This is a genomic window from Sphingobacterium sp. R2 (assembly GCF_040760075.1).
Taxonomy (GTDB): Bacteria; Bacteroidota; Bacteroidia; order Sphingobacteriales; family Sphingobacteriaceae; genus Sphingobacterium.
Genome location: NZ_CP142884.1, coordinates 832,010 through 858,977, shown reverse-complemented (window position 1 = coordinate 858,977; position 26,968 = coordinate 832,010). Strand labels below are relative to the sequence as shown.

Sequence of the window (26,968 nt, the reverse complement as noted above, 5' to 3'; positions counted from 1 at the left end):
CTTTGAATAGCTATTTTAACTGACTATGAATGATGGAAAGCTGCTGAGCAACTTTTTCTGCAATCGTGAGAAATGATTTTGTTACAGGATCTTCGTTGTCTATCGCAATGGGGAATCCATTATCTCCAGCATCAGAAATACCTTTTAATAGTGGTATCTCACCAAGGAAAGGTACTTTATATTCTTCAGCTAACCTTTTTCCGCCGTCTTTTCCAAAAATATAATATTTATTATCAGGAAGCTCTGCTGGTGTAAAATAAGCCATATTCTCCACCACGCCCAGTAACGGGATATTGATACTATCCATTAAAAACATACCGATACCTTTGACAGCGTCAGCTAGGGCAACTTGCTGCGGCGTAGTGACGATCACTGCACCTGCAATCGGGAAAGTTTGTGATACGGTAATATGAATGTCGCCTGTACCTGGAGGCATATCGACCACTAGATAATCGAGTTCACCCCAGTGTGCATCATTAAAGAGTTGCTTGATTGCAGAGGTGGTCATGGGGCCACGCCATGGGATAGGCTGGTTTGGGTCGGTGAAAAATCCGATCGACAGTAATTTTAGTCCAAATTTTTCAAGCGGTTCAATTTTAACCTGTCCATCAGGCATTTCTACTGATCCGGGTTTAGCACCTTCTAGGCCAAACATAATCGGAAGTGATGGCCCATAAATATCAGCGTCTAAAAGTCCTGTTTTAGCTCCTTTAGCCTGGAGGGCAAGCGCCAAATTGGCGGCAACAGTTGACTTTCCAACTCCTCCTTTCCCTGAGGAGACCAGGATGATGTTTTTAATGCCTGAAACCTGTGCGCCTTGTTTCCCGATCACATTGGAAGTCATGTTGATCTGAACTTCGAGATTTTTGTCGATGAAATGAGCGATGGCATTTCGGCATGCGTGCTCAATATGGTCCTTAAGCGGACAAGCCGGAGTAGTTAGAATGACATCGAAAGAAATTTTTTCACCTTCGATCCCGATATTTTGAATCATATTCAATGTGACAAGATCCTTTTTCAAATCAGGCTCTTCCACATAGGATAATGCATTTAATATTTGTTCTTTGGTAACCATCTATTGTTCATTTGTAATCATGGATTACAAAACTACTCATTGCGGATCAATTTCATGTCATTTCTCTGTTTTTAATGGGATTAAAATTATTGTATATAGGGCTGGCTTTTAGGAAAGACAGCTTTTTTGGAACATTTTTATTTTTATGTAATTAATGCGTTTTATCAATAAATTTGTCTTGCTGAAGCTGCGTATAAAGCGACCATCGTTTCCGTGAATTATAATTGTATATACAGCCAAATTTATCTAAGTTTGACTGTTGATATGCACGAATTTGCATTTAGTAATAATTATGTCCAATCGATTTATAACATCTTTTAAGTCCCGCAAATGGCGATGGCTTTATATCTCTTTAGCTGCTATTTTGGTTTTGGCGTTTGCAGTAGGCGCGTATGCTTATCAAAAAAGAGATGCGATGCTCATGGGGGTAATCAACAAAGCAAAAGCGAAGTTGCTTGAAAAATATGATTTGGATTTGAAGATCCAATACTATGCTTTCCGTGGAATTAATGCTGTACAGTTTAAGAATATCCAACTATTGCCCAAAAATAGAGACCAATTGGCTCAAATTAATGATCTGACAGTATCTGTAAAATTATGGCCTTTATTATTCGGGGATGTGAAGTTAGGACAAGTTATTTTAGATCACGGTACGGTTTCTCTTATAAAAAAGGATTCAATTAGTAACTATGATTTTCTATTTAGAAAGCAGAAGAAAGACACAATAGAAAACGATAATCCGAAACAGAATCTGGCCGCTTTGGCAGATCGATTGTTGAAAAATGTGTTTTTTAAGATTCCCAACGATCTCGATCTGAAGAGCTTTGAACTTTCTTATCGTGATGACAGCACTTCACAACGTGTTGTTATTCCTTCTGCTGTGATCGATGGCGGTGATATGGAAACTAAATTTTTGTTAAACGATCATGAGGCCGCCTGGAATCTGACGGGAACAATTGATTCGGATAATCAAGAATGCGATCTCCGTCTTTTTTCTGATAAAAAGGGCGTAAATCTTCCCCTATTGCAGCGCAAATTTGGTCTTGCTGTAAGTTTTGATGAAATATCCTTCCGATTGGACAAGGCACACAGAAGAAATAAAGAATTGCTGGAACTGCATGGGCAATGGGGTTTTAAAAATTTAAAAGTAAACCATCGGCGTATTTCTAGTAAAGATGTGATCTTTCCTGAGGCCCAAATGCAAGGGGCCCTGAATATCGGAGCGTCGTCGCTCGAAGTAAGCAAAGAAAGCACGGTAAAGGTTAAAGATTTTGTATTTTCTCCCTACGTTAAATATGTTCATAAGCCTGAGAAAGAGCTTTTTTTGGCCATTCACACGAATAAAATACAGGCCCAACACTTTTTTGATGCTATGCCAGTTGGATTGTTTCCTGGTCTAGAAGGTATTCAGGTGGAGGGGCATATTCAATACGACCTGAATTTTGCTTTTGAATTTAGGAAACCTGAAAATCTCCTTTTCTCTTCTAAAATGGATGATAAGGATTTAAAGGTAGTGAAATGGGGAGAGGCTAATATTGCAATGTTAAACACACCTTTTACGTATACCGCTTATGAAGATGGCAAGCCGATGCGGGAGATCGTTGTGGGCCCTCAGAATCGCAATTTTACGCCTATCGATCAAATCTCCCGGTATATGCAAATTAGCTTGATCAATACCGAGGATCCATTTTTCTTTAAGCACAAGGGATTCGAGGAGAAGGCTTTTAAATTGTCGATTGTTACAAACATCAAGGAAAAGGGATTTAAGCGCGGAGCCAGCACGATATCAATGCAACTGGTGAAAAATGTTTTTCTAAATCGCAATAAGACGGTTGTGCGGAAGTTGGAGGAGATTCTGTTGGTATGGCTGATGGAGCGCTCCCAGCAAGTGAGCAAAAAGCGCATGTACGAGGTTTATCTCAATGTCATCGAATGGGGAAATAATGTCTATGGCATAACTGAAGCTGCGCGCTATTATTTTGGAAAAACTCCGGCACAATTAGGCCTTGGAGAGAGTATATTTTTGTCAAGTATTGTTCCGCGACCCAAAAAAGGATTGAACTTTTTTGACTGGACAGGTCACTTAAAAGGAAGTATGTTGCGGTATTTTAATACTTACGGTCATATTATGACGAAAACCGGGCAGATTAGCGTGGATTCAACAACCTCAAATTATGGATTTTATGAGGTTGTTCTGCAGCCTCAATTGCGTGCAGCAAGACCGGCTGTGGTAGATTCTGTCGATATATTCGATATGGGAGAAGATCCGCTGTTGTTCGATCGTCTTGATGGCAGCTCTCCTGCCGAGGATCTCGAAAATGTATCTGTTCCAAAGAAATTAAACAAAATGGATCTCACGGAAAAGAAGGACGAGGAAAGCGGTGAGCAGGATAAGCCAAAGCGATCGTTATTTGACAAGATATTGGGACGTAAAAAAGAAGAAAAAGATAAAGATGCACAAAAGTAGTGTGTGTTATGAAAGATTAATAATAGCATGAAAAACATAGAAATTGACGGATTGTTATTTGAACCTCTCATTGAAGAGGAACAGATTCAGAAGCGTGTTCGCCTGATGGGTATCGATATCAGTCTGCGTTATGAGCATAAACAGCCTGTTTTTATAGGCGTATTGAATGGATGTTTTATGTTTATGGCAGACTTGCTCAAGCAAATTGAAGTTCCGTGCGAGATGTCATTTATTAAGTTGGCATCATACATCGGAACAGGCCAATCTGAGTTAAACGAGCTTTTAGGTCTTGGTATTGATCTGAAAGGGCGGGATGTGATTATCGTGGAAGATATTGTCGACTCTGGGCATTCACTCAAACATACGTTGGATGCAGTAAAAAAATTAAATCCGGCGAGTGTCATTGCCTGTGCGCTTTTGGTGAAACCTGACGCGCTGCAGTATCATTTCGAAGAATTGAACTATGTTGGGTTTGAAATAAGTAAAGAATTTGTGGTCGGGTATGGCATGGACTTTAATGGGCTAGGTCGGAATCTGCCGGATATCTATAAAAACATACCTGGTTAGAAAAAATCGGGTCTACTATGAGGCTGAAAAAAAGAAGGCTTTTTTGATTTTCAGTGCACTGCGCTATTTCACATTGCAGTGCACTTTTTTGGGGTTTAGGATACTGCATCTGCAGGATATTTAAAATAACAAGTTTCAACATGGTCATTCACCATTCCAACGGCTTGCATATAAGCATAGCAGATGGTAGATCCAAAAAACTTAAAACCTTTTTTCTTCATATCCTTAGCGATTTTATCAGAAATATCGGTAGTAGCTGGTACTTGTTGTAAACTTGACCAATGGTTTACGATGGGCTGCTGTTCGGGCAGGAAGCTGTATAAATAGTTGTAAAAGCTGCCATGTTCGGTCTGTACTTTTTTGAAAAGTTTCGCATTTGTGATGGTTGACTCAATCTTATTGCGATGTTTTATAATCCCAGAGTCGGCGAGCAACTGTTCTACATTTTCATTACTGTAGGTTGCTACCTGATCGACATCAAAGTTAGCAAAAGCTTCTTGGTATGCTTTTCTTCGACGTAAGATAGTAATCCAGCTTAATCCCGCTTGTGCTGATTCTAATACCAAAAACTCGAATAAGGTTTTATCATCTTTGACTTGTCGGCCCCATTCTTTATCGTGATAGGCAACATATTGTTCATCAGATCCGCACCATTGGCAGCGTGTGGTTTCTTTGTGCATGTTCTATAAAGATTTTTGAATGCAATATAACTTTTTATCCTAACTTTACGACCACAATTAAAGAGTTTCGATTATAGACGGTTCTTGAATATTTCATTGCCGTTAAAGACAATTCATTTTAATGAACGCAGCTATCTTCAAATATCATATTCTATTTGTACTATTTCTTTTATTCGCAATAACAAAATTGAATGCGCAGGGGCGTACTTATCGAGACGTTGTGCAGGACGGTAGCACAATTGGGATTGATAGTACGCATGTTGTAAAGGATTCGCTTTTAACACCTAACGAGAAAGTCTTGGTATCCTTGAATCCAGCGTTACAGGATCAATATCGAATCGTAACAGTGGAAAGGGAGGGGTTGATGGTTCATAATATTTATAACTTCGATGTGCAGCAATATTTTCAAGGAGAATGGCGAACTAGCAAGTTGGATAGACAATATGGGACACTTAAAGTGCACCGGGAAAATTGGATTCTTTTCACGGTTCTTGCATTAATTTTTGGTGTTGGGATGATTCGGATATTTTTCCCTTCTGATATCAAATTGGTTTTTCAGGGTTATTGGGATGATCGGGTGTTGCTATCGGTAAGCAAAGAGGATACAATCTTAACATCATGGCCTTTTATTTTTCTATTCATATTATTTTCAGGCGCATTGGGTTTATTTGTAAGTCTATTCTATGCATATGAATTAGATAGATTTGATTTTATCACGTTCTCCAATTATATGAAGACGGTGGCGATGGTTGGAGGCTTATTTGCGTTAAAAATCGGATTTATTCGATTTCTATCCTTTGTGTTTGAAATTAGGAAGTTGGTAAAGGAATATGTGACTGTATTGTATCTGATTTATTTCAATACACTTTTTTTAATGCTTCCTGTACTTTTAATATTGAGTCTTGTACCCTCAACATCGGTAGGTGTTGTACTGCACTTGGCCATTGTTGGAGCGGCATTACTTTTTTGCTACCGCTTTCTTAAGACAGCGGCTCATATTATGTCGATGTATAAATTTTCAATTTCCTATTTAATTTTGTACCTTTGTTGCCTAGAAATAGCACCAATATTAATACTATTAAGATTATTGAGCTAAAAGTGGTTATATGCAAACTTCAGACGTAGAAAGAGCAAAGAAGGTAAAAAGTGTACTGGTAACTTTACCGAAACCTGAAAACGATAAGTCCCCTTATTATGATTTAGCAAAGAAATACGGGTTAAAATTAGATTTTCGAGGTTTTATACACGTAGAGGGAGTTCCTGCCAAAGATGTGCGTAGGGATAAAGTGAATTTGGCAGATTATTCTGCCGTAATATTTACAAGTAGAAATGCTGTAGATCATTATTTTAGAGTTTGCGAAGAGATGCGATTTGAAGTATCTGCGGAGATGAAGTATTTCTGCATTTCGGAGACCATTGCACTTTATCTTCAAAAGTACATTCAATATCGGAAACGGAAAATTTTCTTTGGTAAACAGACGGCGAAAGACCTTGAAGACGTATTGAAAAAACACAAAAGTGAGAATTTCTTATTTCCATGTTCGGATGTAGCCAATGAGGAGACAAGGAATTGGTTACAGCAAAACGGCTATAAATTTACACCAGCTGTGCTTTTTAGAACTGTTGTAAGTGATTTGAGTGACCTAAAAGATGTTTTTTACGATGTTATCGTATTCTTTAGTCCTTCCAGCGTACAGTCTTTATATGATAACTTCCCAGATTTTAAACAGAATAATACAAGGATTGCAGCATTCGGTGCTTCTACTCAGCAGGCACTTTTGGATCATGGATTGATTTTAGATATTCCTGCTCCAACGCCAAAGGCTCCTAGTATGACTATGGCTGTTGAAGAATACATCAAAAAGGTAAATAAATAATAGCCTTGCAAAAGGTAAATATGAAAAAGGGTTTTTAAGACCCTTTTTTTTGTTATTTATAGAGCGCTTAGCAAGCGAAGCGCTGTTGGGGGGCATAGATCGTTAAACAGAAGGTTTCTTATGTTGGTTTATTGAGCTATGAGATGATGTTCAGCTGAATCGGAGGTGTTAAAATATAATAAAATGACGAAGGTCATTGAGATTTTAAGTATATTTCTGTTAAATTGCTTGGTATAATTCATTCTATGTAAAATAACGCATAGGTGGTATTTTTGAAATTTGGTAGAAATATTTTTTTATGTTTGTAATTAAGCAAAATTAATCAGTCGTGAAGTTAAAGCAAGTTGATAAAATTTCGGGCATTCGATCAGAGGACTTCCTAAAAAATTATCTGAAACCAGGTTTTCCTGTCATTATATCAGATTTTATAAGTGCAGAAAGTCCAGCGTGGAAGAAATGGAGTTATGATTACTTTAAAGAAATTGCAGGAGATATAAAAATAGATGTCTACGGAAAAGAGGAGGAATCGATGGACCGTGCTGCCAGCGCTCCTGTTGGCCAGATGACATTTGCTGAGTATTTGGATCTGATTACAAAAGAACCTACGGAGTTACGGTTGTTTTTGTTCAATCTGCTTAAAATTCGTCCCGAACTGAAAAATGACGTTATTTATAACGATGTCACAGGTGGCAAGGTGTTGCAATGGTTGCCATTTATGTTTTTTGGTGGTGAAGGTTCGAGTACCCGTAATCATTTCGATATTGATATGTCACATGTGTTTATCTCTCAATTTCAGGGGTTAAAGCGTATTTGGCTTTTTCCAAATGATCAATCTGATTTGATGTACAAATTGCCATACAATTTTCATAGTATTGCCAATCCAAAATACAGTAATGTAGAGGAATATCCTGGAATTAAGTATTTGGATGGCTATGAGGCAGTTATTCACCCTGGAGAGACTCTATATATGCCCGCAGGATGGTGGCATTATATTCAATATGAAACGGAGGGGTATTCAATTTCCGTTAGGGCTTTAGCAAATTCAATCAGCGAGAAATTGAAGGGCGCACGCAATTTGTTTATCACAAGACATTTTGATAATACAATGCGAAAGATCTTCAAGGGACATTGGTTCAATTATAAAATTAATACAGCGAAACGTCGTGCTAATAACGCGATAAAAAGAAAAGCACGTTGATATAGAAAGGGGACACCAAATGCAATGTCCCCTTTCTGTTTAGTTTGGTGTCCCTTGTCAAACCGTAGTTCATTTTATTATTCTGCTTCGGCCCATTTGCTTGCTTCTCGATAAAATAAGGTATAAGGATCGCTTGGATAAACGACTGTTTCCGGATTATGCCGAAATGGAATATCGGGATTAAAGATCTCTTGTAAAATATCGCGCAAGAATTTGATAAAATTCTCTTTCTGGAATGCGAGAAATTCATCCGTCAATATTCCCTCTTTACCACTAAATAAGGTTCCCTCTTCCCGCATTTTCCGCGCAACATAGAGATGAGGTTCGAGTTGTTTTCTTCCTGTTTTCTGTTCAAATACATAGGCATAAAATAGCGTCTGCACCATGGCCTTATTTTCGGTGTTGGGAGCAAATACCTGATCGATTTCTTTGAATAGGATCGAATCTCCGCCCGTTTTGTAATCGACAATTCTACTGATAATACGCTCGTCGTGGGTTACCACCTCATCTACACGGTCAATAATACCGTATAGTGAGACTTGATGTTCTTCTCCATTGATCTTTAGCGGGAATGGCAAGATATAATCGGTATCGTTTTCAAGTTCAATAATCCGAAATGATTTATAGTTATTGATGTCATATTCGAGATACATTTTGACATACTCGGAGGCAATTTTCAGCATGATCCGCTGCAAGCTATTTAAATTCTTTTCTTCTTTTAATTCAATCTGATATTGAATGCCTATTTCTCGGGTCACATATGCCTCGATACGGCCTATCTGCCCTCGTAGAATATGTGTTGGCGTAAACTCCTGTTTTCCTTTGAAGGGTAGGAATATTTCCTCCATGACATTATGGATGACTGTTCCGAGCTTATTCATTTCAAATTCCTGAGACAGTGAAGGTGGCTCTTTGATGTTGGCAATATGTTTTAGGAAAAACTGTAATGGAGATTGCAGGTATGTCGTCAGTGCGGTCGCCGATATCTTTTTCTGGTTAACGATAAAGTCCTCATACATTTTTTTCCATATTTCACCACGCTTTTGGATAACGATCTCTTGCGCTTTATCTGCAAATTGGATAGGTTGTTGTTGAACTTTTCGGTCAAACTGAAATTTGCTTTCAAATTCTAGCTGTTTGATAAACCGGCTTTCTTCACCAGTGGAGCTTTCATCAACTAAACCATTGTAGAAAATATGTATTCCCTCACTGTATTGAAAATGGCGATAAAACAAATAGGCCGATAGGGCATTCTGATTTTCCAATATAGGAAGACCGTACGCGCTCCTCAGGCTATTGGGTATGAAGGTCGGTGAATTGGATGTTTTGGGTAGGATGCCCTCATTAGCTCCCAGGATATAGATATTGTCAAAATTTAAACAACGGCTTTCCAAGAGCCCCATGATTTGTATACCTTCGAGTGGGTCCCCTTCTATGGCGGAATTTATTGGAGCAATGGCTTTTTTTATCAAACCGATCTGGAAGCTTATACTTAACGGGGCCACGGTTTCAAAACCCAGTAAAAGCTGGTTCAAGGTTTTTTTTGTTTCGATTAGGAGATTGTTGTCAATTTGGCGGATACGCTCTTGAGATGAGATGCTATGTAAGAGATCATCGACGAGCAGGATGAGCGCTGGTACCAAATGAACTGAATTTTCGATAGGTACAAAAAACTGTGGTAAGGAGCTCTTGAAATGAAGCTCTTCCAATGTGATCTCGAAGAGTTGTTTGTCGGCAATCTCTTTTTGAATCTGAAGCTTATCTGCCAAAGAAACCATACTCAGGGGATGATTTATGAAGGTCTCTATGATTTGATAGGGAAGTTTGCGTCTTTTAAACTGTGATATCTCCAAATGTACCTCCATCCATAGATCCAGTATGCCATAAATAGGAGACTGCGTCAAGGGGTAGCCCGTAGTGATATTAGGTTTTACATCTGGTAAACTTTGCAGTAAAGGAACAAGTAGATTTTCATCTGCCAGAAGAATAGCGGAGGTCTGCTCCATGTTCTTGTGCTGTTCGAGGATATCATGCAGTAATTTTGTTTGGCTGATCTTGCCGGTACTCGCATATAGATTTACGGTTGAGGTTCTATTGCCAATAATATTCGGGCTATCGCCGAGGGCATTTACCAAGCCTGTTTGGAAAATATTTCGACGAATAAATAGCCCGGCCTCCTGCATGGTGTCTTCCAGGTAATAGGCATCAGCATCGAAGTAAAATAGCGCACGGCCTTCCTCTTGCCATTGCCTAAATAATTTTGCTTCGACTTTGTTTAAAGCATTGAAACCGACAAAAAGGATATGGTGGTAGGATGATGCAAACTGCTGATGTGTAGCCTTGCCTTCAGCTAGATCGCGGTAAATAGTTGGATAGTTGGTTTGTCCTTCTGTTTTAAGCTTTTCCTTAAATTGACTATACAATACAGGTAGTCTTTTCCAAAGTTGCAGAAAGCGCTCTTGTACGCCACTATGTCCAGCAATGGAAAAAGACTGCCAAAATTGACGTATAAATCCTTGCTGTTCTTGGGTTAGATGTTGAAAAGCAATGTCGATTTTGGTGTTGTCATAAAGTTCTAGATAGATCTGCTCAATAGGAACGAGATCGTAATCGAGCTGGCCGAAGTCACTCAGTATTATTTCGGCAATTGGATAAAACTCTTCCAATGTTTCTGGCTGTTTTCCTTCAATCACCAATAACTCATTATGGATATTAAAAAGGTGGAAAAATTGTGTCAAAGGACTGGCTTCTGTATCATCGGTCGAACGTCTAAAAAATTCCTGAATTGTAAAAAACTGAGGAGACCAGATTGCCTGTCCATATACTTCAGAAAGATGTTTTTTGAGATAGGTAATTGGCCTTTTATTATTAAAGACGATGGCAATCTCACTCAGATCGTTTCCAAAACGCTTTTGAATATCTGTTGCTACTAATTTTAGAAAGGCTGTCTGCATCGTGCTATTATTTTACTTCAGTTAATTGATTTGATTTTGCATAATAGAGAAAAGCCCTAACATTGTTGTAGCCTAGATTCTCTAGATTTTTTTTGTAGTTATCGACTTGATACTGATGTCCGATATAGTCTGTCTGCGTAAACTTAAAATCGAGTACGATTGTTTCTTCTTTGGAAGTGAAGACCTTATCAGGCCGGATGGTTTCGCCCTTAGCGGTAATGATACTTGCCTCATTCCAGATCTTATAGTTTCCGGTAAGCCATTTATTAATGACGGGATGCTTCCAGATTTGGTTGATTTCGTGCATGAGAAAGGGTTGTTCCTCCTTGGAGAGAATACCTTCCTGGATCAGTTGGCCAACCAGTTTATGGATGTCTTCTTCGTTTGAAATCTGAGCCATAATATCGTGTGCCAATATGCCATACTGTGCCGCTTTTTCCAACATCATAATATCATTGATACTTCGCGTACTCGCTTTTTCCAGAGCCATTTCCAGTTCTTTGGAAATGGGATAATGGCTCAGCGAAATAATACTGTCATTACGCGACAGCGCTTTTCTTTTTTGGATGATCTGATCAATAAATAGGACTTTATTTTCGAGTTTAAACGGAGATTCTGGAGTATCTAAGACTTGGAAGAGCACATCGCTGATATATTCGTCTTTGGTATCATAGCCTGTAATCTCTCCTGTCTTTTTGTCGACAGATTCTTTAAAGCACGGAGCAGTAATATAAAGGTGTTCAACGGCGCGGGTTGTTGCCACATAGAACGTGTTAAGGGCGTCCATGTAGTTGAATAGCATCTCTTCAAAATATTGTTTGAAAAATATAGATTTGCCGACCGTAGATGTGTATTTGATTGGAATTTTCCCCAATTGGGCAAAAGGAGTTTCGGATGTCTCGATCCAAAAATCGCCATTGATCATGCCGTCGAGATCCCATGAACAAAATGGAATCATAACCACGTCATAAGCCAGTCCTTTTGATTTGTGTATTGTCGTTACTTCAATCGCATTAATTTCTCCATTGGAAGGGAGTACAGCCCGGTTGCCATCTTCTTCCCAGAACTCTAAGAACTGTATAATGCCACGTTCGCCATTGGTGGAAAACGTTGAGATCATATCTTTGAATGCGAGAAGGTAAGGGAGGTGAATATTGTCCGTGGTTGTGAAACCGTAGATTTCAATAAGCTTTTCAATCAAGTGGACCAATGGCTGTTTCTGCGCCATTTCCCAGGAGTCAATCAGCGCCTCAGGGAGATAATCTTGAAGTGCGCGGATGTCGTTGCCGGCAAATTTTAACCATGCATTCTGATCAACTGTATTATTCTGTATATGCTGATAGAGATAGACTATCTTTGCTTTATGAATGGTATGTTTCTCGGAATTATAGACCAATGCTTTCAGCGTTTCGATCAGTAGGAGAACAGCATCATTGCTGGCTAGCGACAGCGCATCTCCTGATATGACTTCAAACCTGAGCTGTTGCTGTTTTTTGAAATCCATGAGTTTTTCGATAACCAACTTAGCTTGTGAATTACTACGCACTAAAATACCGATCTGTTGGGGTTGATAGCGTTTGTCGAGTAGCCATTCGCTTATTTTTTGGCATAAATTGACGAGCGATTCTTCGATTACCTGATTTCTTCTGTAACGTCCGTCAGTAACTGGAATGTAAGCGATCTCAATAGAACCTGATTGGTCAAGTTTTCCTTGTTTATGGTCAGGCACCTCCTGTTGGCTGTTTTCATACGCTTTGACAAGCATGCTATCATTGCCCGAGGAAGCCCACCACTGTTTGCCTTTTTCATCCAGGCTTTCGGATACTTTTTCATTTAATACCTGTTGCAAATGTTTTGGAATACTGCTAAATAGGTAATTGTTTAAATGGATAATATTTGGAAGACTTCTAAAATTGGTATCGAGGCTTCCGTTTTCGATAAAGGTTGTTTTGTTATCGTCGTCCAAGTGAAAGGCTTGGACAATCTGTTGTTCTACCTGTTGGAGTAGTATTCGCCAATCGCCATTTCGCCAGCGATAGATGCTTTGTTTAACATCACCTACAATCAGGTGTTCGCTGACGGTACCTTTGGCATCTGCCAATGCATTGATCAGTAATGGACTATAGTTTTTCCATTGAATGCGCGAAGTATCCTGAAATTCGTCAAACAAAAAGTAGTTAAAGCGATTGCCGATTTTCTCCCAGATAAATGTTGGGTCGCTATTTTCATCAATTCCGAGCTTGTTTAACAGAATCTGAGAATCGGAAATTAACTGGGCACCATTATCGCGTCGCCACTGTGTCAGTAAATCGCTCATTTCTTTGAGTAAACGCAGGTAATAGAGGTTATTCTGTACTGCTTGATAGGCAATGTAAGCGGATAGGTTGTCGTGTAACTTTTGGAAGGATGCCAAGATCGGGTTAAATGCAGCCATAAGATCATGACGTATATTTTTATCACTATCCGTAAATGCATCTTCATTGTCGATTAACAGAAGGTATTTTTCTATTATCTTGGCAATTTCAGAAGCGCTCAGTTTTTCCGTCTTTTTACTGGTTTTGCTGGCTGAGATTATTTTATTGCGCGATTTACCCTTCAGGTCATTTTCAGTGAGGTTGAATTTTTTGAATGTCTCACTAAACGCTTCAATTGTCATGGATAGCGCTTCGGTAAATGCGCTTATCTTCTGTTCAATCTCCTGATTGAGGAGATTAAAAACCTCCTTGGGATTTGCCGAGTTGATGTAACTATCAAATTCCTGGAAATTTTCAGAAAAAATAAGGCTCGCTAAGCTCATTAATTGCTGACGGTAGTTCCAATTTTCATTTTTTGCTATCTTCTTTTCAGCATAAGTTATAATCCAATCGAGTAGATCGGGTCGCTCATCCAGTAATTGATTGAGCATGACTGTCAGCTCATTTTTCACTTTATTGACGTTCATTTCAATCTTGTAAGCTGCATCAAGATTGAGTTCATACGTAAATGCACGGATGACCTTTTGGGAGAAACCATCAATTGTACTTATCGTAAAATGACTATAATCATGTAGGATACGACGATAAACACGGTGAGCTTTCTCCTGCACAAGGTGTGACGTCCAACCTGGCTGTTGTGCCAGTAATAACTTTCTGAAATCTTCAATTTTAGGACTAGGGTGGCCTGTTGCCAGGCCATGGAGTACCGTTAGGATACGTTCCTTCATCTCGGCAGTTGCCTTATTGGTGAATGTCACCGCCAAAATTTCCTTGTAGCTATTCTCGTTGGATAGGAGGAGGGTGAGATAGTGTAAAGTTAAGCTAAAGGTTTTCCCCGAACCGGCAGAAGCTTTGAGTATTTTTAATGGCGCAACGGATTTCATAGAATGAAGGTAGAAAGTAAAAAGTGAATTGGCAAAAATGGCGAAGATTATTTTAATTGAGAAAAACAGACGTAATTTGAATCTAATTTATTAACCAAATTATCGTTTATGATATATACATGGTGACGTAATATGATGAGTTGATTACCTTTGGACGAAGCTAACAGCTGTACAAATTACGTTGGTGTTGACGGCAGAGCTCGTGTAATGATGTATGTTTTAAAAGGGGGGCAAGATGTTAAGGATGTCATTTTCAGTGAATTTTATAAAATCATGTTTATGATTAGAAAAAAATAACTATCTTTGCATCCCCTCTAGTATGAAGCTCGGGGGATATGTTGAATACATAAAATAAATTAAAAAATGGCAACTAAAATCAGATTGCAAAGACACGGTAAAAAAGGACGTCCTTTTTACCACGTAGTCGTAGCGGATTCTCGCGCTCCACGTGACGGTAAATTCATCGAACGTATTGGTTCTTACAACCCAAACACTAATCCAGCAACGATTGTTTTGGATTTTGAAAAAGCTTTGGATTGGATGAATAAAGGTGCTCAACCGACTGACACAGCTCGCGCTATCCTTTCTTACAAAGGTGTTCTTTACAAAAAACACTTGCAAGGTGGTGTGAAAAAAGGTGCTTTTGATGAAGCTGCTGCTGAAGCTAAATTTGCAGCTTGGACTGAAGCTAATGATGCAAGAATCTCTGGTAAAAAAGATGGTTTAGCACAAACTAAAGCTGATGCTAAAAATGCTGCTTTAGCTGCTGAAGCTAAGAAAAAAGAAGAAAAAGCTGCTGCTGTAGCTGCTAAAAATGCTCCTGTAGCGGAAGAAACTCCTGCTGAAGAGACTGAAGCTCCTGCATCAGAAGAAACTGAAGGTTAATTCTTTCATAAAGTATTCGAGAAAGCCGACTCAACCTTGAGCCGGCTTTTTTTGAAACAGCCAATAGGCTAATAGTTTGCCATTATCATGTCTTACATCTAATTGCCAAATACGAAAATATGACTATTGATCAAAGCTTTTACATCGGTTATATCAGCAAAACAAGAGGGCTTAAAGGGGAAGTACAGCTATTTTTTGAGTTCGAAGAATACGAGAGTTTGGATATGGACGTCGTCTTCGTGGAAGTGAACAAAAAGCTTGTTCCTTATTTTGTTGACGTCATCAAATTTCAAAAGAACAGCACCGCTTATGTGACATTCGAGGATGTGGATCATATTGATAAGGCTCAAATACTTGTGCGTAAAAAGCTATATCTTTCCAATGATAAAATGCCGGAGCGTGATCCAGATGATTTTAGATATACGGATTTAATCGGCTTTTTAGTAATTGATGAAAACCATGGTGAACTGGGGAGAATAACAGATGTTCAGGAATTTCCACAACAATTTGTTGCTACCGTAGATATGGATGGCAAGGAGCTGATGTTCCCGCTTTCGGACGATTTGATCTTAGGTATCGATGGCGAAGAGGAGATTATTGAAGTTGAATTGCCAGAGGGCTTGGTGGATCTCTATAAAGAATAAGCTATCCCCGAGCTTAATTCAAATGAATAGCGGTATACTATAACTATTGCAGTAATTTCTTATCTTGGTCCGTGTATTATTGTTGGCCATAATTATTCATTGATATTGAAACCGTTATTACTGCTGCTATTCGCATTTTCGTTATCTTCCTGTACTTTCTTTAGCAAGAAAAAGGCGTTTCCTGAAGGCAATTACCAAATGATATTTGGTTATTCGAATGAGGAGTATAAAAAATTAAAAAGCGAATCTTCCAAAAATGTGGAGGCAGATGTCTATGGTAATGACCCAATGCTATACCGATCTTTTCTCTCCCTCCATGATAAAGACCAATTTGTCCTAGCCATCGATGACATATTACTCTTCGGGAAGTATAGATTCAACGGCGACCGATTAGAGTTGACGGACGAGAAAAAAGGTAGCATCGGATTGGATATTGTTAAGGTAAAACAAGATTTTATTCAGCTGAGAGGTGATTTTTCACAGTTTAACTCCGAGCGTGTGCCTACTACCGAAAGACTTTATCTCAATTTTGCTTTAGATAAAACCCCTATACGCGAGACGCCAAGCAAATTTGACAGTCAAGTGAACTTGTGGCGGAATGCTCCCGTAAGAACAGAAAGTGAAAAAGAGATCAAGGCGAGGGCATTGAATTTTGTTGATTATTCTATCGCTTACTTTCAACATATATCGAGTTCTGGTACACATCACGATTATCGAATGGATGGTGTTGAATCGCCAATTATTTATGCGGAGAACGGTATTGTGCTGAAGGCGTGGAAAGATGTGCCCGAGTCGTGGAAAGCGTTGTTTTACAATGAACAAAATGCATTGATCGCTTATCGCTATTTATTTGATGGCTTTAAATATGGATCGAAAGAGGAATACCATGTAACAGGACTTCTATTAATCACGTTTTATCTCAAAAATCTACGGAATTCCCTAGCAACGCATCATTAGCCGATCCTGTTGTGGCGTAGTCAATCTGTTGGCTGTCAATGATCCTCGATCGTTAATTTTATCTGTTTTTTAGGTCTTTAAGTTTTGGTGGAGCGTAAATTCCTGTTATTACCTGGAAATAAACCTGAAGCCGTATTTATTGCGGTCTTTTCGCTGCCTTTTAAGCCTTTTCGAAAAAATATTTTTGTCTTTTGATTTTTTAAAACGATATTAGCAATGCTTATAGAGAAAGGCCGAGGGAATAGACCCGTTGAAGCCTTAGCAACCTGTATTGTTCAAGGTGCTAAATTCTACCCTACTCCATGTGGGAAAGATAAGTTACATGAAGATCAACGATTCCTCGACGTGTGCGTTTCGATATAAGCCAACCAAACTAAAAAACAGTTTTTTTAATGAAGATTATCGATCATATCCAGAATGCCAAAGGAAAAACATTGTTTTCTTTTGAGCTATTGCCACCGGCGAAAGGACAGGGCATCCAAAGTATTTTTAAAACCATGGATGAACTGATGGAGTTTAAACCTCCTTTTATCGACGTAACTTACCACCGGGAAGATTATATCTATAAAGAGCATGCAAGTGGATTACTGGAACGCGTTTCCTATCGCAAACGTCCTGGGACAGTGGCGATATGTGCAGCAATCATGAATAAATATAAAGTTGATGCAGTACCCCATTTGATATGTGGTGGTTTTACTAAGGAGGAAACCGAAAATGCACTGATCGATTTGAACTTCCTGGGCATAGATAATGTCTTGGTATTGCGCGGAGATGCACGTAAGGGCGATGCTGATTTTATTCCAACGGATGGTGGACATGCTTTTGCAACAGACTTATTGCAACAGGTTACTGATATGAATAAAGGAAAGTATCTTCATGAGGATATTGTCACTTCAGAAAAAACTGATTTTTGTATCGGTGTTGCAGGTTACCCCGAAAAACACTTTGAATCACCGAATTTTAATACTGACTTTAAATATCTGAAACAAAAAGTCGATATGGGGGCGGAATTTATAGTAACTCAAATGTTTTTTAATGTCGAAAAATATAAGGAATTTGTTACTAAATGTAGAGATAATGGAATCCATGTGCCTATTATTCCAGGATTAAAGCCACTGACAACTAAAAAGCAACTCGTGACCTTACCAAGAATATTTCATCTGGATATTCCAGAAGAACTGAGCGATGCTGTTTCGGCATGTAAAACAAATGCCGACGTCAGACAAGTCGGAGAAGAGTGGTTGGTACAACAATGTCAGGAGCTGATCAAGTTTGGCGCTCCGGTTCTACATTTCTATACGATGAGTAATCCGGGGCCAACAAAGAAAATTGTACAAAAACTAGCTTAACTCATAAAAATACCAGGTAAAGGGAGCTGATAAGCTCCCTTTTTCATTTTTAAGATATTCTATAATTGACCTTATAGCCCAGTCGTCGTGTTTATGACTTATTCTTTTAATTGAGTGGAAGCGACAGTGTATTTATTGTCAAGTACTTGTGTTAAATAGTGTTAATTAACATCCTGAAATCAGGATAACTTTTTACATTAATGTGCTATAAAGGATTTAATAAAAAACCAATTGACCTTATGACGTACAACAGAATAAATTCTCTACTGGGTTTTGCTTGTGGACTCATTGCCACATGTGTATATATTGCTACCGTGGAAAAGACGGTAAGCTGGTGGGATTGTGGTGAATTCATTGCCTGTGCTTACAAGCTGGAAGTAGCACACCAACCTGGGGCACCCTTATTTCTTCTGATTCAAAATATATTTTCTAACCTGGCTTTGGGTAATGCCGGTAAAATCGCCTATTGGATGAATATCGGATCGGCAATTTGCAGCGGGCTTACGGTTACATTTTTATTTTGGACCATAACAGCAATTGCCAAGAAGATACTCCGCGAAGACAAATGCATACCCTTATCCAACAGCTTGCAGATTTTCGGAGTAGGAATTGTTGGTGCAATGGCATTTAGTTTTAGCGATTCATTTTGGTATTCGGCTGTAGAATCCGAAGTTTATGCGATGTCGTCCTTGTGTACAGCAGTTGTGTTTTGGGGAATACTAAAATGGGAAGCTCGTGCTGATGAAGAAGGTAGTGACCGTTGGCTGGTATTTATCGGTTTTGTTATGGGGCTTTCTATTGGCGTTCATTTATTGAATCTTCTTGCTATCCCAGCGATAGCGATGGTTGTCTATTTCAGAAAAGCAACTCAGGTGAGTGGAAAGGGTACCTTAAAAGCTTTTGTCGTAGGTGTACTGATCCTGGGGGCTGTTTTGTGGGGTATTATACAATGGTTGGTTGGCCTGGCAGCTAAAGTTGACCTTGTATTTGTAAATTCACTTGGAATGGGATTTGGTTCCGGCATTTTCTTCTCATGTGCATTACTATTAGGCTCGATAGTTTACGGTTTGTATTATTCGCATACAAAGCACAAATACACGCTCAACACCGCTTTGTTAGTTTTTTGTTTTGTTTTATTTGGATACAGTTCCTACACCATGGTCATGATCCGGGCAAAAGCAAACCCATCCTTAAATAATAATGCACCGGATAATGTATTTTCGTTTTTGGGCTATTTGAGCAGGGAACAATATATTCGAGAACCATTACTCAAAGGTCCGTATTATGATTCGCAAGTGGTTGGTGTAAAGAGTAAGACAGGCTATCGGAAGGATCAATCGGCGTATGTTCCCTTCACACAGGTAGACAAATATCAATTTGATAAGGAAACCTTTTTCCCGCGTATCTATAGCCAAGATGGAAGCCATCAAGCCTATTATAGAAGTTACCTCAATTTGAAAGAAGGGCAACAGCCAACGTTCTCCGATAATTTTAAGTTCTTTTTCAATTTTCAGCTTGGCGATATGTATACCCGGTATTTCTTATGGAATTTTGTCGGTAGACAGAATGATAAGCAAGGGTATGGAACGTATAATGACGGGAATTGGCTGTCAGGAATCAAAACATTGGACAATTGGCGCCTGGGGGGCCAAGATAAACTTTCCCCAGCTCAAGAACATGATCCGAGCCGAAATACCTATTTCTTTCTGCCGCTGCTTTTGGGGATAGCTGGTGCGCTATGGTTGTATCGAAACAACAAGCCTTATACTTTGGTCGTAACCCTGCTGTTTGTATTTACGGGAATAGCGATTGTTGTTTACCTCAATCAAACGCCCATGCAACCCCGCGAACGGGATTATGCTTATGTGGGCTCTTTCTACGCCTTTGCAATCTGGATTGGACTGGGGCTGATCGCATTGGTTCGTTTCTTCAAACGCTTTTTACGAACACACTATGCTTTGGCGACAGGTTTATCCTTTGCGTTGCTGGGTGGCCCCATTATTTTGGTTCATCAGAACTGGGACGACCATGATCGATCGGAGAAATCGCTGGCAAGGGATTTGGCGCGTAATTATCTTGAAGCCTGTGCTCCAAATGCGATTCTATTTACCTATGGCGATCATGATACATTTCCGGTGTGGTACTTACAGGAAGTGGAAGGTGTGCGTCCCGATGTGCGCGTGGTCGTCTTAAGTTATCTTACCGGTGATTGGTATATGCAACAGGCCAAGCAGCCGACTTATCGGGCAGCAGGTCTCCCCGTAACAATTCCGGCAGAAAAGACAAAAAAAGGTGTCCGTGATTATATTCCCTTTGTGGATAGGCAACTTGACGAAGCTGTTGATGCCGGTCAGTTATTACAATTTGTGACCTCAGATGATCCAGAATATAAAGTTCAATTGAGTTCCGGCGAGATGGAAAATTATTTCCCCTCAAGAAAAGTAAAACTGGACGTCGATAGAGCGGATGTCGTTAAGAAAAATGCAGTTCCATCTTATTTGCAGGAAGCTATTGTATCAACGATGGAATGGGAGATACCAACTGAACACCTAACAAGGGCTGATTTAACAATCTTATCGGTGCTTGAAAATAACCAATGGAACAGGCCCGTCTATTTTTCAAATATGTTGCCAAGTGATCTTAAATTAGGTTTAGATAAATATCTTGTTAATGAAGGTTTCACGTCTAGACTGATGCCGGTCGCCGCTACAGAAGAGTCAACTGAAAAGCAAAGTGGGCAAGCCGGACTAGTGAACATGGAAGCTTTATATCATAATATTATGCACACGTATAATTGGGGGAATATAAAAAATGCTCGATATGTTGATACGGATTCATTCCGCTTTTCAAGCATGTATGCAAGAGATATTTTTGGAAAAGCAGCGCGTCTGTTATTGGCTAATGGCCGAATAAAACAAGCGGGAGAAGTTGCTAAAAAGGCATATGATCAATTACCGGCGCGCGTGTATGCTATGTCAGATGCGGTAAACTATGCTGATATTATTGATAGTCTATATCGTTCTGGACAACCTCAGCTCGCCAATAATATGATGGATCGAAATCTAAATTATGTAGCTGAACATATGGAATATTTGCATCAACTCGTAGTGGATAAGAAAAATTTAAGTTTCGAATGGAATGATATTCAGGTTGGATTGGACTCGGTAGACCGCTACCGTAAAATTTTATCGGATGCGAAAGAGGATAAACGATTGGCACGCGTTGAGGGCTTAAGGCGTCAATATCAAAACTGGTATGGTCTAGAGTAATGCTTTTAACAAACGAAACCAAATTATTGGGTTTGGCTCAATGGTAACTGGATGAATATGCTTGAGGTGATGAACCAGATGAGGCCGTTTTCATATACTGAAAGCGGCCTCGATACATATAGGATAGGGAAATGAGCCAAATGATTAAAATTTCATGCCTACTCCAAAGCCAAGCAGAAAGGGATTTATATCAACTTTTGCTGGTATGGATAAGTTGGGAGCTAAGTTGGATGCATCCACATTCACATCTGTCTTTAACAGAATATATTTAGCATCTAAATTCACAAAGTATTTGTCAGATAGCTTAAAATCAATCCCAAGTTGGGTAGCGAAGCCAAAAGCATTGTCGTATTTCACATTCTTTACAGTGGATCCAGCATTAGCACTATAGAATATCGTGTAATTTATCCCTGCGCCCACATAAGGTTTTATAGCTCCGTCGGGGAAGAAGTGATATTGTGCTGTAAGCGTAGGAGGAAGAAGCCATACGCTGCCTAGATCGACATTACTGGAGGAACTTCCACCAATCGCAGTTAAATCTGAACCTGTTGTATGCACCTTATGTTTTGTCGTTCCAAGAATCAATTCCGCCGCAATGTTTTTTGTAAAAAAATAGGTGAAGTCGAGTTCAGGAATAAATTTTGTGTTGATATCCACGTCTCCGCCTATCGTGTTAATAGTAGCCGATTCGTTTGGCATGACTGCCACTCCTCTAAGTCTCATTTGCCAACGTTGATTAGGGATTGTTTGTGCTTGTAAACTTAGTGCTCCTAAAGTAAGTGTCAATGCGATTAAAAATAACTTTTTCATATCGTTAAGGGTATTTGTTTGACGTAAAACTATTGCTAAAATCAAGGCAAAAGAGTGACGATAATCAAGTTGAAAAATGAATGATATAATGCTCGGAGTAGTGTACATGACGTACCTTTATAAATTATTGTCAAAAAAACACAGCTGTGTATGTTTTGACTCTGGGGGTATATTATTTGTCAGTCTTGAATAAAGCCTGAATTTTTGAAGGCTATATTACTTGTTGGAGGAAAAGCAAAAGTTTAGGATGATCTCATGTTTTATAGTGCTCCGTAATTTAAAAAAGCGATGTGAAGAAATTGGTGGTGCTTCGAAATTTTTTTAGGAAGAATGTCAACGTTAGGTCCATGTGTGGTATAATAAAATCCCATTAACTAAAAGAGGTCGGAATCACTTCCGACCTCTTTTAGTTAAGAATAAATCTTTTATGCATTTTTCTTGACCTCTTTACCCCAAGAATCTTTCAGTGTAACCGTACGGTTAAAGACTAATTGGGAAGGGGTAGAATGCGTATCTAAGGTAAAATACCCCAGTCGTATAAATTGATAACCCTTTCCTGGAGTTGCATGTGTTAGATCAGGTTCAATATAAGCGCGTTCAATAACATGCAAGCTTTCTGGGTTAATCGATGCTTTAAAATCTTCTGCAGCAGCAGGGTTTTCATCATTGAACAATCTGTCGTACAATCTCACTTCGGCTTCTTTCGCATGTGGAACCGAGATCCAGTGGATTGTTCCTTTTACTTTCAACCCAGAAGTATCTTCTCCTGATTTAGAATTTGGAACATATGTACAATGCACTTCCGTTATTTTGCCATTTTCATCTTTCACAAAATCGTGACAGGTGACGATGTAAGCATGTTTCAAACGCACAGAAAGCCCAGGGCCTAAACGGAAGAATTTTTTTGGCGCATCTTCCATAAAATCATCGCGTTCTATCCAAAGTTCTTTTGTAAATGGAATGGAGCGTGAGCCTTCACCACCTTCAACTTCTGGATTGTTTTCACCGATAAGTTCCTCTACCTGGCCCTCAGGATAGTTTGTGATCACCAATTTGATCGGATCTAGAACAGCCATTCTGCGCCATGCCGTTTTATTGAGATCCTCACGGATGCAGAATTCCAGAAGACTGACATCGATCATATTTTCGCGTTTTTGAACACCGATTTTCTCACAAAAGTTGCGGATACTCGCAGGTGTATAACCTCTTCTTCGTAATCCTGAGATTGTAGGCATACGCGGATCGTCCCAGCTTTCAACAAATTTGTCATTAACTAATTGCAGCAATTTGCGTTTACTCATGACGGTATAGGTCATATTCAAACGTGCAAATTCGTATTGTTTAGAAGGGAAAATCTCCAATTTATCAATACACCAATCATAAAGTGGACGGTGTGGGATAAATTCCAATGTACAGATCGAATGTGTAATTTTCTCGATAGAATCGGATTGCCCGTGTGCAAAATCATACATCGGATAGATGCACCATTGATCGCCAGTTCTATGGTGGTGAGCGTGTTTGATGCGGTACAACAAAGGGTCACGCATATGCATATTCGGACTAGCTAAATCGATCTTTGCCCGAAGTACTTTTTCGCCGTCTTTGTATTTACCGGCACGCATTGCTGCGAATAAGGTTAGATTTTCCTCAATAGGCCTGTCGCGGTAAGGCGTTGGCACTCCCGGTTCTGTTGGAGTACCTTTTGCTGCTGCAATTTCTTCAGCTGTGCTATCGTCAACGTATGCTAAACCTTTTTTTATTAGTTCAACGGCATAGCTGTATAATGTCTCAAAATAATCTGAAGTATATAATTCCGCTGCCCACTGGAATCCAAGCCATTGAATATCTTTCTTGATACTTTCAACATACTCCGTATCCTCAGTGACAGGGTTAGTGTCATCAAAACGTAGATTAGTCTTGCCATTATACTGCTGGGCTAATCCGAAGTTCAAGCAGATGGATTTGGCGTGACCAATGTGGAGGTAACCATTTGGCTCAGGAGGGAAACGTGTCAATACACGTCCGCCATGCTTTCCTGTACGAAGATCCTCTTCGACAATTTCCTCGATAAAATTTAATGATTTTTCTTCACTCATAGTACAAAGTTAATTATTCGCGACGAGATATTTGCTAGGAGATCGTAGATATTCGGTTCAGAATAAACAGTGGGATATGCTTACTGTAGAGCCTATAAAGCGCATTGTTAATCACCTTTGGATCTAGCATAAAAAAGGGGCAATTTGCCCCTTTATACCGATTATTATGACTATGCTATTTGTACGAGAAGATTTCGCCAAGCTCATCATTGTTGGTGAAAGTACAATGCTGGTCGATCAATTCTCCAGTACCGATATTGATAATCATACCATGCACTGCAAGATCATTACGTTCTTTCCATGCATTTTGAATGATTGAGGTGGAACAAAGGTTAAAAACTTGCTCTTTTACATTAAGTTCGATTAAGCGATTTACTTTTTCTTCGTGCTCTTCAATCGCATCAATCTCAGCGCTATGTAAGCGATATACATCTTTGATATGGCCAAGCCAATTGTCGATAATACCATATTGCTTGCGGCTTAGAGAGGCAGCTACACCACCACAACCGTAGTGGCCCGCGATAATGACATGTTTTACTTTTAAAACATTGACCGCATAGTCTAACACCGACAGCATACTCATATCAGAGTGAATAACCATGTTGGCAATATTACGGTGTACAAATACCTCGCCCGGCTTTGTGCCTGTCAATTCATTAGCGGGTACTCGGCTATCTGCACAGCCGATCCAAAGAATTTCTGGATTCTGCCCTTTGGCAAGCTGCTGGAAACGCCCTGTTACGTCATTTTTCACAAATTCCATCCACTCTTTATTCCCTTTAATGATATTGTCAAATCCGATTATTAAATCTTTATTTTCCATATTTTTCTTATTTCACTCTTGCCCGCAGGCATCGTTTCTATTTTATGCTAGTATATACAAATGTCTAAATTCATTGTTTACTTCAAACAACTTATTTTCATTGAATAACTGTTCCTGATCTCAATGAAACACCACTGCCGTCCCGACAGGATCTTTCATACACTATGATCTCTGGCAAAGCTTCTATCCAATGATGAATGTTTTGGTGCTAGGAAGGCTTTTTATAAACAACCTGCAAAAGTTCAATGTCTTTTCCTTTGCTTCTTGCATTCTGTTCAAAATCTTTGATGACTTCAATAACATCTTTATCGATAAATTTACTGAATGTCCCATCAATGCGGATCTTGCTGATCGATTTTGGTAAGCTGTATAATTTTTGTTGAATAGGAACTTTATTCAAAAATGATACTTCTTCAGCTAATGTAATGATAGCTTTATCTTCGTCGTTGTCTCTTTCAATATTGTATTTAAACGCATTTTTCATATTTGCTTTCAAGATATAGCAGGTTGCGACGACAATTCCTATACCTACCCCCATCAGCAAATCGGTAAAAACAATGGCTACAATGGTAACACAAAATGGGATAAATTGATCTAAACCTTTTTTGTACATGGAGGTGAACAGGCTTGGTTTTGCTAATTTATATCCTGTATGAAGGAGAATGGCGGCTAGACAGGCTAGTGGAATCATATTTAGCATTGTCGGGATTGCCAGCATAGCGACCAAAAGCCAAAGACCATGCATAATGGCAGATTGTCTCGTTTTTCCTCCCGCATTGACGTTTGCCGATGAGCGAACGATAACAGATGTTAAGGGTAGGCCCCCTAAAAGTCCGCTGGTCATATTACCGATTCCCTGCGCAACAAGTTCGCGGTTGGTTGGTGTATTTCTTTTGTAAGGATCTATTTTATCCACAGCTTCGATGCTCAATAAGGTTTCAAGGCTAGCGATAATCGCAATGGTAAACGCCGCAATCCACACCTCTTTGTTCACTACCTGTGTAAAATCCGGAAGTGTAAATAAACCCGTGAACTCCGAGAAAGAACCTACAACCGGAACTAAAACAAATTGCTTTTCATGCAATTGGAATGCTGATCCGTTGAAAAGGTAAGCTAAGCTGACACCTAAAATTACCACCACCAACGGGGCTGGAACTTTATTGAGCTTTGGAATCGCTGGCCAAAAGATAAGAATCGCTAAAGACAGCGCACAGATGGTCAATGCACCAAAGTTGATTGCTGAGACTATCGTGTCAAAATAAGCACCGATACCATGCCCATTGTTCACTTCAAAGGCATGTGATTCCACCAAACCCAATGCTAAAGGAATTTGTTTCATGATAATCGTAATACCGATTGCCGCAAGCATCCCTACAATGACTGCTGAGGGGAAATAATTGCCTATCATTCCAGCTTTTAATATACCCAGAATGATTTGTATTATGCCAGCAATAACGACGGCAAGTAGAAAGGTTTCATATGCACCTAGGCTTTGAATAGCACCTAAGACTATAACAGTTAGACCGGCAGCTGGTCCACTTACACTGAGTGGTGATTTACTGATGGAAGCGACCACGATTCCACCAATTACACCTGTCAATAATCCTGCAAACAATGGCGCACCTGAGGCCATTGCAATTCCCAAACATAATGGAAGTGCCACCAAAAACACCACAACACTAGCAGGGAAGTCATATTTTAAGTCTCTTTTCGATAATTTTAGAAAAGCCGACGTACGAGTTCCAAACATAAAATTTGTGTTTATCTGTAAATAAAGTTTTCATTAAGCAACTATCAATAGCTGCAGCAATAACGCATCGAGAGCTTATTGTCCCGGAGCATCAACGCACCCACTGCACTCAAAAGGTCAACAATAGACCGATCGTGCCAGCGTAAAGAATGCTTAAGAAAAATCAAGAATGCGTACACGCTTTTTCTTTCGCGTGCAGGTCGATAGGA

General features: G+C 39.4%; 18 protein-coding genes and 1 riboswitch. Of the genes, 10 read left to right on the top strand and 8 right to left on the bottom strand.

What is annotated here, in order from left to right; all coding sequences use genetic code 11:
- Positions 1–10: 10 nt before the first annotated feature.
- Complete coding sequence (locus tag VXM68_RS03530; protein ID WP_293957128.1) at positions 11–1,075, bottom strand: Mrp/NBP35 family ATP-binding protein; 1,065 nt, start codon at positions 1,073–1,075, stop codon at positions 11–13.
- Positions 1,076–1,367: 292 nt separating this feature from the next.
- Here VXM68_RS03530 and VXM68_RS03525 point away from each other — a divergent pair, with 292 nt between their 5' ends.
- On the top strand, positions 1,368–3,542 hold the full coding sequence (locus VXM68_RS03525) for a transglycosylase domain-containing protein (protein WP_367210467.1): 2,175 nt from the start codon (positions 1,368–1,370) through the stop codon (positions 3,540–3,542).
- Between the two features lie 27 nt (positions 3,543–3,569).
- Positions 3,570–4,109, top strand: a complete 540-nt coding sequence (gene hpt / locus VXM68_RS03520; RefSeq protein WP_367210466.1) for a hypoxanthine phosphoribosyltransferase — start codon at positions 3,570–3,572, stop codon at positions 4,107–4,109.
- A 95-nt stretch (positions 4,110–4,204) separates the two neighbouring features.
- Here hpt and VXM68_RS03515 read toward each other — a convergent pair whose 3' ends face one another.
- A complete protein-coding gene (locus VXM68_RS03515; protein ID WP_367210465.1) occupies positions 4,205–4,789 on the bottom strand; it encodes a DNA-3-methyladenine glycosylase I in 585 nt (194 codons plus the stop codon).
- A 121-nt stretch (positions 4,790–4,910) separates the two neighbouring features.
- Here VXM68_RS03515 and VXM68_RS03510 point away from each other — a divergent pair, with 121 nt between their 5' ends.
- The 3 genes from VXM68_RS03510 to VXM68_RS03500 all read left to right on the top strand — a co-directional run bounded on the left by VXM68_RS03510 (position 4,911) and on the right by VXM68_RS03500 (position 7,864).
- On the top strand, positions 4,911–5,885 hold the full coding sequence (locus VXM68_RS03510) for a DUF4271 domain-containing protein (RefSeq protein WP_293957121.1): 975 nt from the start codon (positions 4,911–4,913) through the stop codon (positions 5,883–5,885).
- Between the two features lie 10 nt (positions 5,886–5,895).
- Entirely contained in the window at positions 5,896–6,666 is a 771-nt protein-coding gene (locus VXM68_RS03505) for a uroporphyrinogen-III synthase (protein WP_293957119.1), read from the top strand.
- Positions 6,667–6,994: 328 nt separating this feature from the next.
- A complete protein-coding gene (locus VXM68_RS03500; protein WP_294185278.1) occupies positions 6,995–7,864 on the top strand; it encodes a cupin-like domain-containing protein in 870 nt (289 codons plus the stop codon).
- 77 nt (positions 7,865–7,941) lie between these two features.
- Here the strand turns inward: VXM68_RS03500 and VXM68_RS03495 are convergent, their stop codons facing one another.
- Together VXM68_RS03495 and VXM68_RS03490 are read right to left on the bottom strand one after the other, a co-directional pair.
- Positions 7,942–10,818 carry a PD-(D/E)XK nuclease family protein gene (locus tag VXM68_RS03495; protein WP_367210464.1) on the bottom strand — a complete coding sequence of 959 codons (2,877 nt, stop codon included), beginning with the start codon at positions 10,816–10,818 and terminating at the stop codon, positions 7,942–7,944.
- A 7-nt stretch (positions 10,819–10,825) separates the two neighbouring features.
- A complete protein-coding gene (locus tag VXM68_RS03490) occupies positions 10,826–14,176 on the bottom strand; it encodes a UvrD-helicase domain-containing protein (RefSeq protein ID WP_367210463.1) in 3,351 nt (1,116 codons plus the stop codon).
- A 363-nt stretch (positions 14,177–14,539) separates the two neighbouring features.
- Between VXM68_RS03490 and VXM68_RS03485 the strand changes: the two genes are divergently transcribed.
- From VXM68_RS03485 to VXM68_RS03465, 5 genes are all read left to right on the top strand, one after another.
- Positions 14,540–15,061, top strand: a complete 522-nt coding sequence (locus VXM68_RS03485) for a 30S ribosomal protein S16 (RefSeq protein ID WP_294185281.1) — start codon at positions 14,540–14,542, stop codon at positions 15,059–15,061.
- A gap of 119 nt (positions 15,062–15,180) precedes the next feature.
- A complete protein-coding gene (gene rimM / locus VXM68_RS03480; RefSeq protein ID WP_367210462.1) occupies positions 15,181–15,705 on the top strand; it encodes a ribosome maturation factor RimM in 525 nt (174 codons plus the stop codon).
- Between the two features lie 105 nt (positions 15,706–15,810).
- The gene (locus VXM68_RS03475; protein WP_367210461.1) at positions 15,811–16,662 is read left to right on the top strand and encodes a hypothetical protein; all 852 of its coding nucleotides are present in this window, start codon (positions 15,811–15,813) and stop codon (positions 16,660–16,662) included.
- Positions 16,663–16,879: 217 nt separating this feature from the next.
- Positions 16,880–16,982: riboswitch (SAM riboswitch) on the top strand.
- 72 nt (positions 16,983–17,054) lie between these two features.
- Entirely contained in the window at positions 17,055–18,011 is a 957-nt protein-coding gene (metF, locus tag VXM68_RS03470; protein ID WP_294185283.1) for a methylenetetrahydrofolate reductase [NAD(P)H], read from the top strand.
- 239 nt (positions 18,012–18,250) lie between these two features.
- Positions 18,251–21,280 (top strand): DUF2723 domain-containing protein, encoded by a 3,030-nt coding sequence (locus tag VXM68_RS03465; protein ID WP_367210460.1) that lies wholly within the window; start codon positions 18,251–18,253, stop codon positions 21,278–21,280.
- 144 nt (positions 21,281–21,424) lie between these two features.
- On the opposite strand, the gene VXM68_RS03460 is transcribed toward VXM68_RS03465, so the two are convergent.
- The 4 genes from VXM68_RS03460 to VXM68_RS03445 all read right to left on the bottom strand — a co-directional run bounded on the left by VXM68_RS03460 (position 21,425) and on the right by VXM68_RS03445 (position 26,759).
- Complete coding sequence (locus VXM68_RS03460) at positions 21,425–22,090, bottom strand: OmpW family outer membrane protein (RefSeq protein ID WP_293957106.1); 666 nt, start codon at positions 22,088–22,090, stop codon at positions 21,425–21,427.
- 425 nt (positions 22,091–22,515) lie between these two features.
- The gene (locus VXM68_RS03455; RefSeq protein ID WP_367210459.1) at positions 22,516–24,186 is read right to left on the bottom strand and encodes a glutamine--tRNA ligase/YqeY domain fusion protein; all 1,671 of its coding nucleotides are present in this window, start codon (positions 24,184–24,186) and stop codon (positions 22,516–22,518) included.
- Between the two features lie 175 nt (positions 24,187–24,361).
- The gene (locus VXM68_RS03450; RefSeq protein WP_293957103.1) at positions 24,362–25,009 is read right to left on the bottom strand and encodes a carbonic anhydrase; all 648 of its coding nucleotides are present in this window, start codon (positions 25,007–25,009) and stop codon (positions 24,362–24,364) included.
- 208 nt (positions 25,010–25,217) lie between these two features.
- Positions 25,218–26,759 carry a SulP family inorganic anion transporter gene (locus tag VXM68_RS03445; RefSeq protein ID WP_293957102.1) on the bottom strand — a complete coding sequence of 514 codons (1,542 nt, stop codon included), beginning with the start codon at positions 26,757–26,759 and terminating at the stop codon, positions 25,218–25,220.
- Between the last annotated feature and the right edge of the window lie 209 nt (positions 26,760–26,968).

Bases quoted from the DNA above. Each gene is read 5' to 3' on its own strand.
- VXM68_RS03530 (WP_293957128.1), bottom strand. From the start codon at position 1,075: ATGGTTACCAAAGAACAAATATTAAATGCATTATCCTATGTGGAAGAG.
- VXM68_RS03525 (WP_367210467.1), top strand. From the start codon at position 1,368: ATGTCCAATCGATTTATAACATCTTTTAAGTCCCGCAAATGGCGATGG.
- hpt (WP_367210466.1), top strand. From the start codon at position 3,570: ATGAAAAACATAGAAATTGACGGATTGTTATTTGAACCTCTCATTGAA.
- VXM68_RS03515 (WP_367210465.1), bottom strand. From the start codon at position 4,789: ATGCACAAAGAAACCACACGCTGCCAATGGTGCGGATCTGATGAACAA.
- VXM68_RS03510 (WP_293957121.1), top strand. From the start codon at position 4,911: ATGAACGCAGCTATCTTCAAATATCATATTCTATTTGTACTATTTCTT.
- VXM68_RS03505 (WP_293957119.1), top strand. From the start codon at position 5,896: ATGCAAACTTCAGACGTAGAAAGAGCAAAGAAGGTAAAAAGTGTACTG.
- VXM68_RS03495 (WP_367210464.1), bottom strand. From the start codon at position 10,818: ATGCAGACAGCCTTTCTAAAATTAGTAGCAACAGATATTCAAAAGCGT.
- VXM68_RS03490 (WP_367210463.1), bottom strand. From the start codon at position 14,176: ATGAAATCCGTTGCGCCATTAAAAATACTCAAAGCTTCTGCCGGTTCG.
- VXM68_RS03485 (WP_294185281.1), top strand. From the start codon at position 14,540: ATGGCAACTAAAATCAGATTGCAAAGACACGGTAAAAAAGGACGTCCT.
- rimM (WP_367210462.1), top strand. From the start codon at position 15,181: ATGACTATTGATCAAAGCTTTTACATCGGTTATATCAGCAAAACAAGA.
- metF (WP_294185283.1), top strand. From the start codon at position 17,055: ATGAAGATTATCGATCATATCCAGAATGCCAAAGGAAAAACATTGTTT.
- VXM68_RS03465 (WP_367210460.1), top strand. From the start codon at position 18,251: ATGACGTACAACAGAATAAATTCTCTACTGGGTTTTGCTTGTGGACTC.
- VXM68_RS03460 (WP_293957106.1), bottom strand. From the start codon at position 22,090: ATGAAAAAGTTATTTTTAATCGCATTGACACTTACTTTAGGAGCACTA.
- VXM68_RS03455 (WP_367210459.1), bottom strand. From the start codon at position 24,186: ATGAGTGAAGAAAAATCATTAAATTTTATCGAGGAAATTGTCGAAGAG.
- VXM68_RS03450 (WP_293957103.1), bottom strand. From the start codon at position 25,009: ATGGAAAATAAAGATTTAATAATCGGATTTGACAATATCATTAAAGGG.
- VXM68_RS03445 (WP_293957102.1), bottom strand. From the start codon at position 26,759: ATGTTTGGAACTCGTACGTCGGCTTTTCTAAAATTATCGAAAAGAGAC.